Genomic DNA, 19,227 nt, shown 5'->3' on the forward strand with positions numbered 1-19,227 from the left:
ACACATGTCGGTGAATGTTTTTACGACTGCTGCGCCCGAGCGCGGACCGGCCGGCGGGAGCAAGCTCCCTCGCCACAAAAGCCTCATTGAAATTTCTGCTGGATCTGGGTTCAGCGCGGTTCGATATGGGCAATCATCAGCTGGACGGTTTCCTGGCCGCGGAACTCGTTGACGTCGAGCTTGTAGGCCAGCTCGACCCAGCGAATGGTCGGGTTCGGCCAGACGTCGCGGTCGATGCCAAAGGCAATGCCGTCGAGTTTCACCGAACCACATTCGCTTTTCAGCACCACCTTGAGGTGGCGCTCACCGACCACTCGTTGCTCGACCAGCTGGAACACCCCGTGAAACAGCGGCTCCGGGAAGTGTTGGCCCCAAGGGCCGGCATGGCGCAGGGCGCGGGCCAGTTCCAGGTGAAACTCTTCGACCGCCAGGGTGCCGTCCGACAGCAATCGCCCGGTCAGGTCCTCTTCACGCATTTGCCGGCGAACTTCAGCGTCGAAGGCCTCGGCGAACAATGGAAAATTCGCTTCCGGTAACGTCAGGCCCGCCGCCATGGCGTGACCACCGTACTTGCTGATCAGATTCGGATGTTGCGCCGCCACCACACTCAGGGCGTCACGAATATGAAAGCCCTGCACGGAACGTCCCGAGCCCTTGAGCATGCCGTCGCCTGCATCGGCAAAGGCGATGGTCGGACGGAAATAACGCTCTTTCATACGCGAAGCAAGGATCCCGATGACACCCTGGTGCCACTCGGGATCGAACAGGCACAGGCCAAACGGCATCGACTCCAGCGGCAAGTCCTTGAGCTGGGCCAATGCTTCGCGCTGCATGCCCTGCTCGATGGATTTGCGGTCCTGATTCATGCCGTCCAGTTGCGCGGCCATTTCACGGGCCAGCGCCACGTCTTCGGTGAGCAGGCATTCGATACCCAGGCTCATGTCGTCCAGACGCCCCGCCGCGTTAAGGCGCGGACCGAGGATGAACCCCAGATCGGTCGAGGTGATACGCGAGTGATCACGCTTGGCCACTTCGAGAATGGCCTTGATGCCCGGCCGAGCCCGGCCGGCGCGAATCCGCTCCAGGCCCTGATGCACCAGGATCCGGTTGTTGGCATCCAGTGGCACCACGTCGGCGACGCTGCCCAGCGCCACCAGATCCAGCAACTCACCGATGTTCGGCTGCGGCTTGCTTTCGTACCAACCCAGGCTGCGCAAGCGGGCACGCAACGCCATCAGCACATAGAAAATCACCCCGACCCCGGCCAGCGCCTTGCTCGGGAATTCACAACCGGGCTGGTTCGGATTGACGATGGCATCGGCCATCGGCAGCTCGTCACCGGGCAAGTGGTGATCGGTGACCAAAACCTTGAGCCCGGCCTTTTTCGCCGCCGTCACGCCCTCGACGCTGGATATGCCGTTGTCCACGGTGATCAGCAGCTGTGGTTGACGTTCCAGCGCCACCGCGACGATTTCCGGGGTCAGGCCGTAGCCGTATTCAAAGCGGTTGGGCACCAGATAATCGACGTGAGCCGCGCCCAGAAGACGCAGTCCCAACAGGCCAACAGTGCTCGCGGTGGCACCATCGGCATCGAAGTCGCCAACGATCAGAATCCGTTGACGCTGCTCCAGCGCCACCACCAGCAAGTCCACCGCGGCCTCGATGCCCTTGAGCTGTTGATACGGGATCAAGCGCGCCAGGCTCTTGTCCAGTTCCGCCTCCGACTGCACGCCCCGCGCCGCGTATAAACGGGTCAGCAGGGGTGGAATGTCACCGAGAAATGGCAGGGTGTCGGGCAATAGGCGAGGTTCGATGCGCATGGGGTGACAAGTGCTTCTCTTGAATACGTAGGATAAAACCGGGTGATGCGATCCGGCGGCGAAAAATCAGCCGCGCTCGCCGGCCAACCATTGCAGCTGGACTTCATGTTGACCACGGTCGTCGGTGACGAAGATCGTCCCTTCGCTGATCATCACGTCCCACTTGATAACGCGGGGCATGTCCTTGGCCAGGGTCTCCAGGACTTCCTGAGGAACCGCAGCAATGTTGACGTTTTTCAGGTTTTTTACCGCCGGAACCACTTTGGTTTCCCAAACGCGCAGGCTGCCGTAGGCCAACAGGCTGGTGCGTTCGGTACGACGCGAGCACCAGGTCAGGCGATCGGCGTCTGGCTGGCCGACTTCGATCCAGTGCAGAACGCGGTCATCCAGGCTCTTTTCCCACAGGGCCGGCTCGTCCACTTCCGACAGACCACGGCCAAAGGACAGCTGCTCGTTGTACCAGAGGGCGTAGGCCAACAGCCGCACGGTCATGCGCTCTTCGGTTTCCGAAGGGTGGCGGGCGATGGTCTGCTTGACGCTCTCGTACACGCTGCGGTCGAGGTCGGTAAGGTTCAGTTCAAACTTGTAGGTCGTGGACGGCTGGGCCATGAACGGGCTTCTTGATACGAGGAAAGGCTGCAAGTCTAACCGATGCCAGGTCAATCAACGAATCATGACCGCTATCAAGCGTGGGCGATGAGGCTCGGGCTATGCTAAAACGCTGTATTGATTCAGTCTTTGTCCTACAGGATTACCCATGCCGCTCACTGCCAAACCACTTGCCGGCCTGAAAATCATCGAACTCGGCACCTTGATCGCCGGGCCTTTCGCCTCGCGTATTTGTGCCGAGTTCGGTGCCGAAGTGATCAAGATCGAATCTCCGGATGGCGGTGACCCGTTGCGCAAGTGGCGCAAACTCTACGAGGGCACTTCGCTGTGGTGGTTCGTCCAGGCGCGCAACAAGAAGTCCCTGACGCTGAACCTCAAGCACCCCGACGGCCTGGCAATCCTCAAGCAGTTGCTCAGCGAAGCCGACATCCTGATCGAAAACTTCCGCCCCGGCGTGCTGGAAAAACTCGGCCTGGGCTGGGACGTGCTGCATGCGCTGAACCCGAAACTGGTGATGGTCCGTCTGTCGGGCTTTGGTCAAACCGGGCCGATGAAGGATCAACCGGGCTTCGGCGCGGTGGGCGAGTCCATGGGCGGTTTGCGTTATATCACCGGGTTCGAGGATCGACCGCCGGTGCGCACCGGGATTTCCATCGGTGACTCGATTGCCGCGCTCTGGGGCGTGATCGGCGCGCTGATGGCCTTGCGTCACCGCGAGATCAACGATGGTCAGGGGCAAGTGGTGGACGTGGCATTGTACGAAGCGATCTTCGCCATGATGGAAAGCATGGTCCCGGAATTCGATGTATTCGGGTTTATCCGCGAGCGCACCGGCAACATCATGCCCGGCATCACCCCCTCCTCCATCCACACCAGCGCCGACGGCAAGCACGTGCAGATCGGTGCCAATGGCGATGCGATCTTCAAGCGTTTCATGCAGATCATCGGCCGCGACGACCTGGCCAACGATCCAGCACTTGCCAGCAACGATGGCCGCGATAGCCGTCGCGATGAATTGTATGGGGTCATTGATCGCTGGGTCAGTTCGTTGCCGCTGGATGCGGTGATCGAGCAGTTGAACCAGGCCGAAGTGCCGGCCAGCCGGATCTTCAGCGCCGAAGACATGTTCAGCGACCCGCAATTTCTTGCGCGGGAAATGTTCCTGCAAGCCAAACTGCCCGACGGTAAGGACTTCAAGATGCCGGGCATCGTGCCGAAACTCTCGGAAACACCCGGCGCTTGCGAATGGGTTGGAGCGGAGCTGGGTGAACATAACGTGCAGGTGTTGAGCGAGCTTGGCTATGACGTGGAACAGATCGCGCAACTGCGTGCAGATGGGGCTATCTAAGCTGCAAGGATTGTCAGCCATTCACAGATACGTGGCGCAGCACCTTCGCCTGCTGGGGTTCGGCGCAACGCTTTCGTGCCTGCTGGCAATCCCCTCGGCCGCTCAAGCCAAAGACACGCTGATCTGGTTGCTGCGCGATTTACCGCCACTGACGATTTTCGACGGACCGCAAAAAAGCCAGGGCGTGATCGACCGGTTTTTACCGTTGTTGATTGCCAGCATGCCCGAGTACCAACACACGACGTTCCGGGCCAACCGCGCACGAGGCATGCAAATGCTTCTGGAGCCCAGCTTCACCTGCGACCCTTCGCTGCTGTGGAGCTCGGAACGGGCAAAACGGATTGTCTATTCCATCGCAGCCTATCGAGTCCCAGGCAACGGCATTGTGATACGCCATGCGGACCGCGAAGCACTTGCGCCTTTCATCATCGGCAACAGCGTCGATCTGGAGCGGTTGCTGGCTCATCAGGACAAGAAACTGGGAGTGGTTGCCGAACGCAGTTACGGCCAGGTCGTTGACCGCCTGCTGCAACAAGCACCGAGCAACAGTCTGGCAGCCCATTACGGTAACGATGCCCTTGGCAGTCTGCTGCAAATGCAGCGCCTGGGTCGTTTGACCGCCCTGCTGGGGTACTGGTCGGAAATTCGTTATCAGGCGCAACAGCAAGGAATCTCGCCCGACGAACTGGAGTTCTACGCAATTCGCGGCACGGACAAGTACCAATCGATTCATATTGCTTGCTCGGATACCGAGCAGGGCCGTCAGGCCATCACTCACATCAACAAAATATTGCGCGGACCGGGGCAGACCAGGCTGGTCGAGTTTTACGCCCAATGGCTCGACCCGAACATGCGCAGTGAGTATCTGGAAGATGCCAAGAGGTTTTTCCAGAATGAGACGCCCTGACCAAACGCCAGGCAAAAGAAACCCCGAGAAGTGGGGAGACGACTCGGGGTTAAACGTGGTCTACAAGGACCCGTACAACAAGCGACAAACACCGGAGCACAATGCTCGCTCTTGTTGATACAGGGTCTGACTAACCTGATTGCAGGAAGGTTCCCGCAAAAAACAAATCAGCTTCTGCCAGCCAGATGCTTGTCTTGCGCAACATTGCGCAGAGCCGCAATCACGCTGGGCTCAAGCCGTCCCTCGGCGATCAACAAGTCGCGGTGCAAGCCGTCGACAACATCCGTCAGCAGCCGTTTATCCGTGAGCTGCGCCTGATTGAACTCACGCTCGACCACGATGGCGCCAGCGGTACTCTTCAATGTCACCAGGCATTCGCCATGGGCACCTGACGGCGTCAGTGTTACCTGATACGGGCTCAATGCCTCACCCAGCAATAGGCTGATACTTTCCATCTCGATCACCATTCAATAGTCCGAAAACAAAGTGCCAAGGGCGTGATAAATGACCACTGGCCCGAGAAGAAAGTTCTGAACTCGACTGACGGTATGTCGCTTTTACCCTGAGTCTTCAGAGCATGCATGGGAAAGATGACAAGAAAAAAACAGCAGGTTAACAGCGTCAGTCAGGCTCATAGCGCTACCGACCATGGGTATCGGTCCAGCCGCCCACGACACCTCGCAGCAAACCTTCGGCGCTATAAAACGGCACCGTCCACTGATAAACATCCCTTACACCACTTTTGAACGTCAGTTGGCGCTCGGTAAACCGGTTTTTCCGACTGCTGAGTTGATCCATGATTTCCGCGTGCAGAAGCTCGGCCGTCGAGGCAGGCAAAACGCCGACCTCTGTCAGGCGTTTTCCCTGCATCTGGTCGAAGCGGGTCGACAAGTGCTCTTCATAGCTCTTGTTGCACATGATCAACCGCCCCTCCAGATCCCGTACAAACACCGGATCGGGCATGGCATCCATCAAGGCATGCTGGAACGCCAGTTGGTCACCAAGCCCTTGCTCGGCTTTCAGTCGCTGCTTGATCTGCATGCTCAGCCGCTGGTTCCACAGCAGTGAAATCAGCCCGAACAGACTCGCAAAAAATACTCCCCAACAACCCCACTGGTAAAACCGCTGCCACAGCGAGGGTGGCTGACTGGGCACTACGCCGCTGAGCCACTTCGAACGAATGGCTCGCAACTCCACCGGAGGAAAAGCCTCGAGCGCCTTGTTGAGAATGCTCAACAGCTGTGGCTGCCCTTTGCGCAGTGCGAGATGGTCGGCTTCCCACATACCTTCGATACTTGGACCGATCGCCAGCCGGCCTGCAGGGTACAGGTGGGCGCCCGTTTCATTTTCAATGGTGACGTCGGCTTCCCCGCTTTCGACCAGGGCGCGTGCCTCGGCGTAGGTTTTGACCGAGCGCAGCTTGATCTGCGGATAGTCACGGCGGATGCCGGCCTCCAGCGCATGCCTGGCCGGTAGCGCCAGAACCTTGCCCGAAAGGTCCTCTAACGAATCGACTGAAGCGGCTCCGGCCCGCCCGACGAACACCCAGCCAGCCCCACCAAAGGCATGGCTGAAATCCAGAAAGCCTTTGCGTTCATCGTTCACCGCCAGTGTCGTGTTCATGTCTGCCCTGCCACTTTCCAGCAGTCCGAGCAGGTGTTCGGTCGAGAACGACTCTTCATGAACAAACTCCAGCCCGGTCATCCGTGAAAGACGCTGGAGAATGTCGTTGTTCAGACCACTCCATTGACCGTGCTCATCCTTGAACAAGTACAACGGGAACTGCACCGACGCGACGATCACTCGCCGGTGCTCGGCAATCCATTTGAGCTCGTGAGCCTCAAGCTTGAGACTGTCATGACTGTCGGCAGACCTTACGTCCAAAGCGCCGAGTTGAGCCGCCAATGCACAATGCCCAAGCCCCATGGCACTCAATAAAAACGTCCAGCACAAAGCCGGCTTTAATCCATTAAAAAACCACATGCCCACTTCCTTCACGTTCACTCACCCATCCTTGAGGGGCGAAACGACGACAAGTGTGCCATGCAGAAATGAGAAAGCCCGTCAGGAGACGGGCTTCAAAATGTGACAGGTTTTCCGGTCAGAGTGGCTTGCCGCAGTTGCCATGCTGACTGACAAAGGCCTGCACAGCTTTCAGGTCGTTTGGCAAAACTGTGCAGCGCTCATCTCGCTCAAACAAATCAGAAAGATGGGCAGGCAGTTCAAGCGCTTTTCCTACGCCGGCTTTTTCGACGGCTTCAGGGAATTTGACCGGATGGGCCGTTCCCAGAATCACCATCGGAATATCCAGGCTACGACGGCACTCACGCGCTGCCTTGACGCCGATGGCGGTGTGCGGGTCAAGCAGCTCACCGGTTTGTTCGAAGACTTCAGCGATGGTCTCGCAGGTTTGCGCGTCATCCACGGCCAGCGAATCGAAGAGTTTGCGCGCTTCGGTCCAGCGCTCTTGTTCGACACTGAAACCGCCACCTTGCTTGAAGGTGTCCATCAGGCCCGCGATCGCGGCACCGTTGCGACCGTGCAGGTCGAACAGCAGGCGCTCGAAGTTCGAGGAAACCATGATGTCCATCGACGGCGACAGTGTGGCGTGCAGGGTTTCCTTGACGTACTGATTGCCGCTCATGAAGCGGTGCAGGATGTCGTTGCGGTTGGTAGCGACGATCAACTGATTGATCGGCAAACCCATGTTGCGTGCCAGGTAGCCGGCGAAGATGTCACCGAAGTTGCCGGTTGGCACCGAGAACGACACCGAGCGCGCCGGGCCGCCCAACTGCAGGGCTGCGTGGAAGTAGTAGACGATCTGGGCCATGATCCGCGCCCAGTTGATCGAGTTCACTGCCACCAGACGCGTGCCTTTGAGGAAGCTCTGGTCGGCGAAGCTCGCCTTGACCATTTCCTGGCAGTCATCGAAATTACCTTCGATGGCGATGTTGTGGATGTTCTCGCCGAAGATCGTGGTCATCTGCCGACGCTGCACTTCGGACACACGGTTGTGTGGGTGCAGGATGAAGATGTCGACGTTTTCGCAGTGCTTGCAGCCTTCGATGGCGGCCGAACCGGTATCGCCAGAGGTGGCGCCGACGATCACTACACGCTCACCGCGTTTTTCCAGCACGTAGTCGAGCAGACGACCGAGCAGTTGCAGGGCGAAGTCCTTGAACGCCAGGGTCGGGCCGTGAAACAGCTCCAGCACCCATTCGTTGCCGTTCAGCTGACGCAACGGTGCCACGGCGCTGTGAGAGAACACGCCGTACGTTTCTTCGAGGATTTTCTTGAAGTCGGCATCCGGGATGCTGCCGGTAACAAACGGGCGCATCACCCGGAAAGCCAGCTCGTGATACGGCAGGCCGGCCCAGGAAGCAATTTCCTCCTGGGTGAAACGTGGCAGGTTTTCCGGCACGTACAGGCCGCCGTCACTGGCCAGACCGGCCAACAGCACGTCTTCGAAATTCAGGGCCGGTGCCTGGCCGCGGGTACTGATATAACGCATGACTGGCTCCACTATTCAGAGTTCGCAAACCCGGGCTCGCGCACGAGCCCGGTGAACAATAACGACTTAGTTCAGGTGCTCGACACGGATCCGCACCACCGGACCAACCACGTCCGCCAGCGCTTCGAGGGCGGCGATCGCGTCGTTCATGTGCTGCTCCTGCACACGGTGGGTCAGCAGGATCATCGGCACCAGGCCGTCGTGTTCTTCGACTTCCTTTTGCATGATCGATTCGATGTTGATACCGCGCTCCGACAGAATGCTCGCAACCTGAGCCAGCACGCCCGGATGATCCTTGGCCTGGATGCGCAGGTAGTAGGCGCTTTCGCAGGCTTCGATCGGCAGGATCGGGTGGGCCGACAGCGAATCCGGCTGGAAAGCCAGGTGCGGGACGCGGTTTTCCGGGTCGCAAGTCATGGCGCGAACCACATCCACCAGGTCGGCGATGACCGACGAAGCAGTCGGTTCCATACCGGCGCCAGCACCGTAGAACAGGGTCGAACCGGCAGCGTCGCCGTTGACCATCACCGCGTTCATCACGCCGTTGACGTTGGCGATCAGGCGATCGGCCGGGATCAGCGTCGGGTGCACACGCAGTTCGATGCCGGCAGCGGTGCTGCGCGCCACGCCCAGGTGCTTGATGCGATAGCCCAGCGCTTCGGCGTAGTTCACGTCAGCGGTGGTCAGTTTGGTGATGCCTTCGGTGTAGGCCTTGTCGAATTGCAGCGGGATACCGAACGCGATGGACGCCAGGATCGTCAGCTTGTGCGCCGCATCGATGCCTTCAACGTCGAACGTCGGATCGGCTTCTGCGTAACCCAGCGCTTGCGCCTCGGCGAGCACATCTTCGAAAGTCCGGCCCTTCTCACGCATTTCGGTGAGGATGAAGTTGCCGGTGCCGTTGATGATCCCGGCGACCCAGTTGATTCGGTTGGCCGACAGGCCTTCGCGAATCGCCTTGATCACCGGAATGCCACCGGCTACCGCTGCCTCGAACGCCACGATCACGCCTTTCTCGCGGGCCTTGGCGAAAATTTCATTACCGTGAACGGCGATCAGTGCCTTGTTCGCGGTGACCACATGCTTGCCATTCTCGATGGCTTTGAGTACCAGCTCGCGGGCAACGGTATAGCCGCCCATCAGCTCTATAACGATGTCGATCTCAGGGTTCGTGGCCACTTCGAAGACATCGTTGGTAATCGCAATACCGGTCGTCTGGAACTGAGGCTTTGGCGTGCGCATGGCAATTTGTGCCACTTCGATTCCACGCCCGGCACGACGAGCAATTTCCTCGGCGTTGCGCTGAAGTACGTTGAAGGTACCGCCACCGACGGTCCCTAACCCACAGATGCCTACTTTGACCGGTTTCACTGTGAACTCCCCATAAAACGGCCGACTCAAGGTCGGCCGTGGAAAACAGCCGCACAGCGTGCGGCTCTCTATTAATGGAACGTCGACTGCTGCCGCCGCTCCATGATCGTCAAAGGCTTACCGTGACGACGCAGGATTATTTCGCACCCAGTGCCAGTTTGGCGACTTGTGGTGCTGGCTGGTAGCCCGGAATCACCTGGCCATCGGCCAAAACGATGGCCGGTGTACCGTTCACGCCGATCGACTGACCCAGGGCGAATTGCTTGGAAACCGGGTTGGCGCACTTGGCAGCCTTGATTTCCTTGCCATCGACCATTTTGTCCATCGCCGCTTTTTTGTCAGCGGAGCACCACACGGCTTGCAGTTGCTCATCACCCGGCGAGCCGAGGCCCTGGCGCGGGAAAGCAACATAACGCACTTCGATGCCCATTTTGTTCAATGCAGGCACTTCGGCGTGCAATTTATGGCAGTACGGGCAGGTGGTGTCGGTGAACACGGTAATGTGGGTCTTGGTTTCGCCAATCGCCGGGTAAACCACGGTTTCAGCAACCGGAATACCATTGATCAGTTTGGAGATACCCAGACGCTCGGCCTTCTCGGTCAGGTTGACCGGTTTGCCGTCCTTGAGCTGGAACACATAGCCCTGAACGATGTACTGGCCGTCGGCGCTCGCGTACAGCACGCGGCTGCCCTTGAGTTTGACTTCGTAGAGACCGGCCAGCGGACTGGCACTGATGGACTCGATCGGGGTGTCGAGCTGGAGGGTTTCCAGGCTTTTACGAATGGCTTTATCAGCCGCATCATCGGCGATGGCAAAGGTGCTGACCAACGCAATGGCTGCGGCGGCGAAAATCTGGGTCAGACGCATGGGGACTCCTGAAGGCGGGCAAATGGGTCGGCTAGAACGCCGGTACTGAAACACCGGGTCACAACCGCCCATCGTGCAAACCCGCAAAGCCTACCACATAAGGCCCGCGTGGCCGACTGTGGCTGATGTATGACTATATGCAAAGCTCAACTGTGATGAGGTTTTCCCATTTTGAAGTCTGGAATCCTTGTGGCGAGGGGGCTTGCCCCCGTTCGGCTGCGCAGCAGTCGTAAACCGGCTGCCGCGGTTTGTCTGAAGAACCGTGGCACTCAGTTTTGGGGCCGCTTCGCGACCCAACGGGGGCAAGCCCCCTCGCCACAAAAGGCGCCCTTGACCACCGGCGCTCCTAACCGCGTGGATGGTGCTTGGCGTGCAGGTCCTGCAAGCGAGCACGCGCGACATGGGTGTAGATCTGGGTGGTCGAGAGGTCGCTATGGCCGAGCAACATCTGCACCACCCGCAAATCGGCGCCATGGTTGAGCAGATGGGTGGCGAAGGCGTGGCGCAAGGTATGCGGCGACAGGGACTTGCCGATCCCGGCGACTTTGGCCTGATGCTTGATGCGATGCCAGAAGGTCTGGCGGGTCATCTGCTCGCCACGCAGGCTCGGAAACAGCACATCGCTGGGCCGCCCGCCCAGCAACTCGCTACGCGCATCACGCAAGTAGCGCTCGACCCAGACAATCGCCTCCTCGCCCATCGGCACCAGTCGTTCCTTGCTGCCCTTGCCCATGACGCGAAGTACGCCCTGACGCAGATTGATCTGCTCCAGCGTCAGGCTGATCAGCTCGGTAACCCGCAAGCCGCAGGCATACAGCACTTCGAGCATGGCGCGATCGCGCTGGCCGATTGCTTCGCTCAGGTCCGGTGCGGCGAGCAAGGCTTCTACATCGGCTTCCGACAACGACTTGGGCAATGGCCGGCCGAGTTGCGGCATGTCGACGCGCAATGTCGGGTCGACAGCAATCAGCTTTTCACGCAGCAAATAGCGATAGAACCCACGCACACCCGAGAGAAACCGCGCAGTAGACCGGGGCTTGTAGTTTTGCTCGAGGCGCCAGGCCAGATGATCGAGGATCAGCTCGCGCCCGGCATTGAGCAGTTCCTGGCCCTTCTCCTGCAACCAGCCGTTGAACAGGGTCAGGTCGCTGCGATAGGCGTCACGGGTGTTATCGGACAGGCCTTTCTCCAACCACAGGGCGTCGAGAAACTGGTCTATCAGTGGGTGATCAATGGCAGGCATAAAGGCTCAAGCAAGACAGATAACAACGAACAGTCTTTCATAGCACGACCGTTCGCGGAACCATTGCGGTTTCAGGGAGAGGGATAAATCACGGGCAACAAAAAAGCAGCCCGTAGGCTGCTTTTTTCTGCATCGGAAGCTGGACTTAAACCAGTTTTTCCTTGATGCGAGCTGCTTTACCCGACAGATCACGCAGGTAGTACAGCTTGGCTTTACGTACGTCACCGCGACGTTTGACAGCCATGCTGTCGATTTGCGGGCTGTAGGTCTGGAAAGTACGCTCTACGCCAACACCGTTGGAGATTTTACGAACAGTGAAAGCACTGTTCACACCACGGTTACGCTTGGCGATTACTACGCCTTCGAACGCTTGCAGACGCGAACGGTCGCCTTCCTTCACTTTCACCTGAACGACAATGGTGTCGCCCGGGGCAAAGGTAGGGATCTCTTTGGTCATCTGCTCTGCTTCGAGTGCAAGGATGATTTTGTTAGTCATGCTGTGCTCCTAAGGTAAATCGTCGGATCTACCATCGATACGTTGTTAACTATCGTCCCGCTCGCGGATGTATTCCTCGAGCAGCTTCTTCTCTTCTCCAGAAAGCGAGCGGCTTTCCAGAAGATCGGCGCGTCGTTCAAAGGTCCTACCAAGGGACTGCTGTAAACGCCAACGCCGGATATGCGCGTGATTGCCACTCAGCAACACGTCGGGAACACGCTGATCCGCATACACCTCAGGTCGGGTGTAGTGCGGGCAATCCAGCAAACCATCCGTAAAGGAATCTTCCTCCGCGGAGTCCGCATGCCCTAAAGCTCCAGGCAGCAGTCGTGTAACCGCATCGATCAGGACCATCGCCGGCAGCTCGCCGCCAGACAGTACATAGTCGCCAATCGACCACTCTTCATCGACATGAGCGTCAATAAAACGCTCGTCAATGCCTTCATAGCGGCCGGCAATCAGGATTAATGCTTCCTCATTCGCCAACTCGCGTACCGCCGACTGAGTCAGTTGACGGCCTTGGGGCGACAGGTAAATTACCTTCGCCGCCTCCCCGGCTGCTGCCTTGGCCTGAACCAGAGCATCTTCCAGGGGCTTGATCTTCATCACCATGCCCGGACCACCGCCAAATGGGCGATCGTCCACAGTGTGATGTCGATCCGTTGTGTAGTCTCGCGGATTCCAACAGGTCAGCTGCAAGAGCCCCTGTTTCACCGCACGACTGGTGATGCCGTAGTCGCTGATGGCGGAAAACATCTCGGGAAACAAACTGATCACTTCGACGCGCAAGTTAGCCACGCTTAGAAGTCCGCGTCCCAATCCACCTTCATCTCGCCCGCTGCGAGGTCGACGGCCAACACGCATTGCTCCGTATAGGGCAACAGGCGTTCGCGATCATCCAGGCTGCCAGCGCAAGGCTTGACCACCATGACATCGTTCGAGCCAGTCTCCAGCAGGTGATCGATCTTCCCGAGCAATTGCCCGAGGTGGTCGATGACCTTCAGACCTTCCAGCTGGTACCAGTAGTACTCGCCGTCGGTCAGATCAGGAAACAGGTTACGCGGCACGCAGATTTCAAAACCGGCCAGAAGACGAGCTTCTTCGCGGTCATCGAGACCTTTGAGCTTTGTGACCAGAAACTTGCCGTTATGTACACGGCCGCTGACCAGCTCTACCTGCCGTACATCGCCTTCGCGCTTGAGCGTCCAGGTTTTGTAGTCCAACAGGTTTCCAATCGGATCAGTAAAGGAAAAGACCTTTACTTCGCCGCGAACGCCATGAATAGAATAAATCTTGCCGATAACGATCAAATCATCAGCGATTGCTGGCGTCGCGTTCATATCGCTCAGGCCGCAGCCTTAGAAGCGTCCTTCAGCAACTGAGCAACGCGCTCAGAAGGTTGTGCACCAACGCTCAGCCAGTAGGCTACGCGCTCTTGGTTCACGGACAGGCGGACTTCTTGACCACGAGCGATCGGGTTGAAGAAACCAACTTGTTCTTTGTGCGAACCGTCGCGTGGGTTGCGGCTGTCGGTCACGGTCAAGTGGTAAAACGGGCGCTTTTTGGAGCCGCCAAGGGCAAGACGGATTGTTAGCATGTGAACATAGTTCCTGTAGTCGGTGCTGCAAATCTAAATGCACAGCGGGCATAGGTGCCCGAAAGGCCGCATATTCTAAGGAATATCCGGACTTTTGCAAATGTCTTTTTCCGGCACCTGTCAGTGTGCCATCCAGATTTGCTATAGGGCCGTTGCGAACAACGGCGAGTCAGCTCCCGCCAATGCGGGCTTGCTGTGGGTCCCACGTCCGTGTGGGGCCGCGCCGACATGACTGCCGACGCGAATTCTTTACATCTTGGGCATGCCGCCGCCGGGCAACATACCGCCCATGCCGCGCATCATTTTCGCCATTCCGCCTTTGGCGGAGAACTTCTTCATCATCTTTTGCATCTGCTTGTGCTGCTTGATCAAGCGACCGATGTCCTGCACCTGGGTGCCGGAACCCATGGCGATCCGACGTTTGCGCGAACCGCTGATCAGCTCAGGGTCGCGGCGCTCGGCCGGGGTCATCGAGTTGATGATGGCTTCCATCTGTTTGAATTGTTTTTCTGCCGCACCCTGGGCATTGCCCATTTGCGCCAGATTCACCCCGCCGATGTTTGGCAGTTTGTCCATGAGCCCGCCGAGGCCGCCCATGTTCTTCATCTGTTGCAGCTGATCGCGGAAGTCTTCGAGGTCGAAGCCTTTGCCTTTCTTCAGCTTTTTGGCCAGCTTGTCGGCCTTGTCTTTGTCGAGGGTCGCCTCGGCCTGCTCGATCAGGCTGAGCACGTCGCCCATGCCGAGGATGCGCGACGCAATACGCTCCGGGTGGAACGGCTCAAGGGCTTCGGTCTTCTCGCCCATACCGATGAACTTGATCGGCTTGCCAGTGATCGCACGCACCGACAGCGCGGCACCGCCACGGGCGTCACCGTCGACCTTGGTCAGGATCACACCGGTCAGCGGCAGCGCGTCGCCAAAGGCCTTGGCCGTGATGGCGGCGTCCTGGCCGGTCATGGCGTCGACCACGAACAGCGTTTCGACCGGTTTGATCGCCGCATGCAGGGCCTTGATCTCGCCCATCATCTCTTCGTCGATGTGCAGACGACCGGCGGTATCGACGATGACCACGTCGATGAATTTCAGTCTGGCTTCTTTAATAGCCGCTTCAGCGATGTCGACCGGCTTCTGGCTCAGGTCGGACGGGAAGAACGTCACGCCGATGTCGTTGGCCAGGGTTTCCAGCTGCTTGATCGCGGCCGGACGGTAAACGTCCGCCGACACCACCATGACCGACTTCTTCTTGCGCTCTTTAAGGAAGCGCGCCAGTTTGCCAGCGGTGGTGGTTTTACCGGCACCTTGCAGACCGGCCATCAAAATGACGGCAGGCGGCACGGCGCTCAGGTTCAAATCTTCGTTGGCCGCGCCCATCAGGCTTTCGAGTTCGGCCTGGACGATCTTCACGAAAGCCTGGCCCGGTGTCAGGCTGCGCGACACCTCGGTGCCGACAGCGCGCTCCTTGACCGAGTTGACGAAGTCTTTGACCACCGGCAAGGCGACGTCGGCTTCGAGCAACGCCATACGCACTTCGCGCAGGGTGTCTTTAATATTGTCCTCGGTCAGCTTGGCCTTGCCGGTGACATGGCGCAGCGTCTGCGAGAGACGGTCGGTTAAGTTTTCAAACATGCGCGATCCTTTCAGGCCCTATGGAGACCGAGGTAATGGCGGCCCAGACCGTGAAAAACATGTGCTCGGCGAGCCTGCGGCGTGGGCAGGTCGCGGATTATAGCGAAGACTGCGTCTGGCGCACACCCGCCGTCTGGTTGAGTGGTCTTTCGTGTCATGTCGGTTGTATGCCAAACTCAGCCTCTTTCGGGCTTGCCTAACAGGATTTATGCTCCCTTTGTCACCCAGTTTGCTCAGCACCCTCGCCGCCGCCTGCTTATACGCCGCTGCGACTCTCTATCAAGGCACTCGTCTGGCCCAAGGCGCCAAGGCGAACAAACGCCTGCTGGTCTCGCTCGGCATCCTTGCCGTGCTGGCTCACAGCGCGAGTCTCCTCTCCCACCTGATGACGCCGACTGGCCTGGGCCTGGACTTTTTCAGTGCCGCCAGCCTGATCGCCGCCGCCGTCATCGCGCTGACGCTGCTGGCCTGTTCACGGATCCCGGTGGAAAACCTGCTGGTGTTGCTGTTCCCGCTGGGGATGACCACGGTGCTGCTGGCGCAGTTCGCGCCTTCGGGCACTGTTCAGGTGATCGACGAAGAGCCGGGGATTCTTGCGCATATCCTGCTGTCGATCCTCGCCTACGGTATGTTCACCATCGCGGTGTTCCAGGCTTTGCTACTGTTGGTCCAGGACCACCAGCTCAAGCACAAGCACCCGTCCGGGTTGATCAAGAACTTCCCGCCGCTGCAAACCATGGAAAGCCTGCTGTTCGGTTTCCTCTGGGCTGGCTGGACCCTGCTGTCGCTGTCGCTGATCTCCGGCTGGCTGTTCGTCGAAAACCTGTTCGCCCAGCATCTGGTGCACAAAACCCTGCTGGCATGCCTGGCCTGGATCGTGTTCAGCGTGTTGCTGTGGGGCCGCAATCGTCTTGGCTGGCGCGGCCACAAGGCCATTCGCTGGACCCTCGCCGGTTTCTGCCTGCTGATGCTGGCCTATTTCGGCAGCAAGCTGGTCCGCGAATTCATTCTGCACATCTGACGGGCATTCGTTATGGATAACCTGCCCATAGGGCCGCTGCTCGCCGTGCTAGCCCTGCTGATCTTGTGGTCAGGGCTGTTCACCGCCATCGAAGCCGCGCAGCAGCATCTATTGACCCAGCGCACCGCCTCGCGTTCCGGCGACAAGCCGGTCGCGAAACTCGGCTTCCCGCTCAACAGCCTGATCTTCTGCAATACCCTGTGCCGCGCGCTGGTGGTAGTCATCAGCACGCTACTGGCGATTTTCGGCTGGGCTGAAAAAGGCCCATGGCTCGCCTGCCTCAGCGCCACTGCTGCGCTACTGATATTTGCCGATTACCTGCCACGCACCCTCGCCAGCCGTTATCCGGACGCCATTCTGGCGCTGGGCAACACCCTGCTCAGCGTGCCGCTGAAAATAATTTACCCGGTCGCCTGGCTACTCGGCGGCATCAGCCAATTGCTGCTCAAGCCGTTCGCACGCAAGGTCAAGGTCGTCCAGCAAAGCGAAGACGAGCCACCTGCCCTGCAAAACAACGACACCGACCACGAACACCCGGCCTGCCGACCACACGCGCTGTCGGGCATTCATGCGCTGGACAACATTACCGTCAACGACATTCTGGTGCCGCGCAGTGAAGTCGACGGGATCAATCTGGACGATTCGATCGAGGAAATCATCGAACAGCTGCGCGCTAACAAACGCACGCGCCTGCCGGTGTTTCACAGTGATATCAACCAGGTCGAAGCGGTGCTCAATACCCGGCAGATCCGTCATTTGCTGCCCGACGCCAGCCTGACCAAAGAAGCCTTGCTGGCGGCGTGCCACGAACCTTACTTCGTCCCGGAAAGCACCCCGCTGCAACTGCAACTGCTGAACTTCCACAAACAGCAGCGCCGCCTGGGCATGGTGGTCGACGAATACGGCGAAGTAGAAGGTATCGTCACCCTGGAAGACATTCTCGAAGAAATCGTCGGCGAATTCGAAAGCCAGCACAGCCTCGACAACCCGCACATTCACCCGCAGACCGACGGCCGGTTGGTGATCGAGGGCGCGGCCTCGATTCGCGAGCTGAACAAGAGCCTTGGCTGGCACCTGCCGAGCGACGGCCCGAAAACCCTCAACGGGCTGGTCACCGAAGCGCTGGAAACCATTCCCGACAGCGCGGTGTGTTTGAAAATCGGGCGTTATCGCCTGGAAATCCTCGAAACCGAAGACAACCGCGTCAGCCGGGTGTTGATATGGCACGTAGCCGCTGGCGAGGCCACAAGCCTGCGCTCAACGGAAAAACCGCTGTAAAACCCACATCCCTGGGTGTTCGACCATAATAATTCGCTCCATCGGAGCACATGACTGTCAGGGATTACCGCATGACTACCAGCACCACTTACAGCAACGCTGTGCCTGCCCAACCGACGAACTCCACCACGCGGGTCGCGACGGCCAGTTTCATTGGCACCGCCATCGAGTTCTACGACTTCTACGTCTACGCCACCGCCGCCGCGCTGGTGATCGGCCCGGTGTTCTTTCCGCAGACCTCCGGCACCGCCCAGATGCTCTCGGCCTTCCTGACCTTCGGGATCGCATTCCTGGCCCGTCCCTTGGGCTCGGCGCTGTTCGGCCACTTCGGCGACCGAATCGGGCGCAAATCCACCCTGGTCGCGTCCCTGCTGCTGATGGGCGTGTGCACCACGCTGATCGGCGTGCTGCCGGGTTACCAGAGCATTGGCGCCTGGGCCCCGATCCTGCTTTGCGTGTTGCGCTTCGGCCAAGGCCTTGGGCTGGGCGGCGAATGGGGCGGTGCAGCATTGCTCGCCACTGAAAATGCACCAAAGGGCAAACGCGCCTGGTTCGGCATGTTCCCGCAACTCGGCCCTTCTATCGGTTTTCTCGCGGCGAACGGGCTGTTCCTGACCCTGGCGATGACCCTGAACGACGAGCAGTTCCGCTCCTGGGGCTGGCGGATCCCGTTCCTGCTCAGCGCCGTGCTGGTGATGGTCGGCCTGTATGTGCGCCTGAAATTGCATGAAACACCGGTCTTCGCCAACGCGATGGCACGTCAGGAACGGGTGAAGATCCCGCTGGTCGAGCTGTTCAGCCAATACTGGGCACCGATGCTGTTGGGTGCGGCGGCGATGGTGGTCTGCTACGCGCTGTTTTATATCTCGACGGTGTTTTCCCTGAGTTACGGTGTTTCGACCCTGGGTTACAGCCGCGAAACCTTTCTCGGCCTGCTGTGCTTCGCCGTGCTGTTCATGGCCGCAGCCACACCACTGTCGGCCTGGGCCAGTGACCGTTTCGGGCGTAAACCGGTGCTGATCATCGGTGGCGTGCTGGCGATTCTCTCGGGCTTCACCATGGAACCGCTGCTGACCCACGGCACGACCTGGGGCGTGGCGCTGTTCCTGTGCATCGAGCTGTTTCTGATGGGCGTGACGTTCGCCCCGATGGGCGCGCTGCTGCCAGAGCTGTTCCCCACCCGCGTGCGCTATTCCGGCGCGTCGGCGGCCTACAACCTGGGCGGCATTGTTGGCGCTTCGGCTGCGCCGTTCTTCGCGCAGAAGCTGGTGGCGATGGGCGGATTGAGTTGGGTCGGCGGGTATGTGTCAGCAGCAGCGGTGATCAGCTTGATAGCGGTGCTGTGCCTGAAAGAGACGCGGCATAACGACCTGAATCAGGTCTCATAAGATCGTTCCCACGCTCCCGCGTGGGAATGCCTCACCGGACGCTCTGCGTCCGCTTTGTGACGCAGAGCGTCACTGGCTGCATTCCCACGCAGAGCGTCACTAGTGTCCGGTAAAACTCTCTCATAGCTGAAGGCTGCCTTGGGC

Annotated in this window: 18 protein-coding genes; 5 read left to right on the forward strand and 13 right to left on the reverse strand. The window is 59.2% G+C overall.

Annotated features, from left to right (window positions below; genetic code table 11):
• Positions 1-110 precede the first annotated feature (110 nt).
• Positions 111-1,820: a single-stranded-DNA-specific exonuclease RecJ gene (recJ, locus tag BK658_RS02720; RefSeq protein WP_123580949.1), complete on the reverse strand. Its 1,710-nt coding sequence runs from the start codon at positions 1,818-1,820 to the stop codon at positions 111-113.
• 66 nt (positions 1,821-1,886) lie between these two features.
• Positions 1,887-2,429: a YaeQ family protein gene (locus tag BK658_RS02725; protein WP_019692025.1), complete on the reverse strand. Its 543-nt coding sequence runs from the start codon at positions 2,427-2,429 to the stop codon at positions 1,887-1,889.
• Positions 2,430-2,577: 148 nt separating this feature from the next.
• Between BK658_RS02725 and BK658_RS02730 the strand changes: the two genes are divergently transcribed.
• Both BK658_RS02730 and BK658_RS02735 read left to right on the forward strand, forming a co-directional pair.
• Positions 2,578-3,777: a CaiB/BaiF CoA transferase family protein gene (locus BK658_RS02730; protein ID WP_123580950.1), complete on the forward strand. Its 1,200-nt coding sequence runs from the start codon at positions 2,578-2,580 to the stop codon at positions 3,775-3,777.
• A complete protein-coding gene (locus tag BK658_RS02735; RefSeq protein ID WP_123580951.1) occupies positions 3,731-4,684 on the forward strand; it encodes a TIGR02285 family protein in 954 nt (317 codons plus the stop codon). The genes BK658_RS02730 and BK658_RS02735 overlap by 47 nt, the downstream gene beginning before the upstream one ends.
• A 167-nt stretch (positions 4,685-4,851) precedes the next feature.
• Here BK658_RS02735 and BK658_RS02740 read toward each other — a convergent pair whose 3' ends face one another.
• From BK658_RS02740 to ffh, 11 genes are all read right to left on the reverse strand, one after another.
• Entirely contained in the window at positions 4,852-5,139 is a 288-nt protein-coding gene (locus BK658_RS02740) for a DUF3509 domain-containing protein (RefSeq protein ID WP_123580967.1), read from the reverse strand.
• Positions 5,140-5,323: 184 nt separating this feature from the next.
• Positions 5,324-6,667 (reverse strand): transporter substrate-binding domain-containing protein, encoded by a 1,344-nt coding sequence (locus BK658_RS02745; RefSeq protein ID WP_123580952.1) that lies wholly within the window; start codon positions 6,665-6,667, stop codon positions 5,324-5,326.
• Between the two features lie 118 nt (positions 6,668-6,785).
• Positions 6,786-8,195 (reverse strand): threonine synthase, encoded by a 1,410-nt coding sequence (gene thrC, locus BK658_RS02750; protein WP_123580953.1) that lies wholly within the window; start codon positions 8,193-8,195, stop codon positions 6,786-6,788.
• Positions 8,196-8,261: 66 nt separating this feature from the next.
• A complete protein-coding gene (locus BK658_RS02755) occupies positions 8,262-9,566 on the reverse strand; it encodes a homoserine dehydrogenase (RefSeq protein ID WP_123580954.1) in 1,305 nt (434 codons plus the stop codon).
• Between the two features lie 136 nt (positions 9,567-9,702).
• Positions 9,703-10,434, reverse strand: coding sequence for a DsbC family protein (locus tag BK658_RS02760; RefSeq protein WP_123580955.1), 732 nt, complete (start codon positions 10,432-10,434; stop codon positions 9,703-9,705).
• Between the two features lie 346 nt (positions 10,435-10,780).
• Positions 10,781-11,677: a site-specific tyrosine recombinase XerD gene (xerD, locus tag BK658_RS02765; RefSeq protein WP_123580956.1), complete on the reverse strand. Its 897-nt coding sequence runs from the start codon at positions 11,675-11,677 to the stop codon at positions 10,781-10,783.
• Between the two features lie 145 nt (positions 11,678-11,822).
• Positions 11,823-12,173, reverse strand: coding sequence for a 50S ribosomal protein L19 (rplS, locus tag BK658_RS02770; RefSeq protein ID WP_054593850.1), 351 nt, complete (start codon positions 12,171-12,173; stop codon positions 11,823-11,825).
• 45 nt (positions 12,174-12,218) lie between these two features.
• Complete coding sequence (trmD, locus tag BK658_RS02775) at positions 12,219-12,971, reverse strand: tRNA (guanosine(37)-N1)-methyltransferase TrmD (protein WP_019692017.1); 753 nt, start codon at positions 12,969-12,971, stop codon at positions 12,219-12,221.
• A gap of 2 nt (positions 12,972-12,973) precedes the next feature.
• Positions 12,974-13,513 carry a ribosome maturation factor RimM gene (rimM, locus tag BK658_RS02780; protein WP_123580957.1) on the reverse strand — a complete coding sequence of 180 codons (540 nt, stop codon included), beginning with the start codon at positions 13,511-13,513 and terminating at the stop codon, positions 12,974-12,976.
• Between the two features lie 5 nt (positions 13,514-13,518).
• On the reverse strand, positions 13,519-13,770 hold the full coding sequence (gene rpsP, locus BK658_RS02785; RefSeq protein ID WP_003209587.1) for a 30S ribosomal protein S16: 252 nt from the start codon (positions 13,768-13,770) through the stop codon (positions 13,519-13,521).
• Between the two features lie 249 nt (positions 13,771-14,019).
• Positions 14,020-15,396 carry a signal recognition particle protein gene (gene ffh / locus BK658_RS02790; RefSeq protein WP_019692014.1) on the reverse strand — a complete coding sequence of 459 codons (1,377 nt, stop codon included), beginning with the start codon at positions 15,394-15,396 and terminating at the stop codon, positions 14,020-14,022.
• A 208-nt stretch (positions 15,397-15,604) separates the two neighbouring features.
• Between ffh and BK658_RS02795 the strand changes: the two genes are divergently transcribed.
• From BK658_RS02795 to BK658_RS02805, 3 genes are all read left to right on the forward strand, one after another.
• Positions 15,605-16,417: a cytochrome C assembly family protein gene (locus tag BK658_RS02795; protein WP_123580958.1), complete on the forward strand. Its 813-nt coding sequence runs from the start codon at positions 15,605-15,607 to the stop codon at positions 16,415-16,417.
• A gap of 12 nt (positions 16,418-16,429) precedes the next feature.
• Positions 16,430-17,695 carry a transporter associated domain-containing protein gene (locus BK658_RS02800; protein ID WP_123580959.1) on the forward strand — a complete coding sequence of 422 codons (1,266 nt, stop codon included), beginning with the start codon at positions 16,430-16,432 and terminating at the stop codon, positions 17,693-17,695.
• A 71-nt stretch (positions 17,696-17,766) separates the two neighbouring features.
• A complete protein-coding gene (locus BK658_RS02805; RefSeq protein ID WP_123580960.1) occupies positions 17,767-19,083 on the forward strand; it encodes an MFS transporter in 1,317 nt (438 codons plus the stop codon).
• Positions 19,084-19,227 lie beyond the last annotated feature (144 nt).

Origin of the sequence: Pseudomonas brassicacearum, assembly GCF_003732175.1 — a bacterium.
Taxonomy (GTDB): Bacteria; Pseudomonadota; Gammaproteobacteria; order Pseudomonadales; family Pseudomonadaceae; genus Aquipseudomonas; species Aquipseudomonas brassicacearum_G.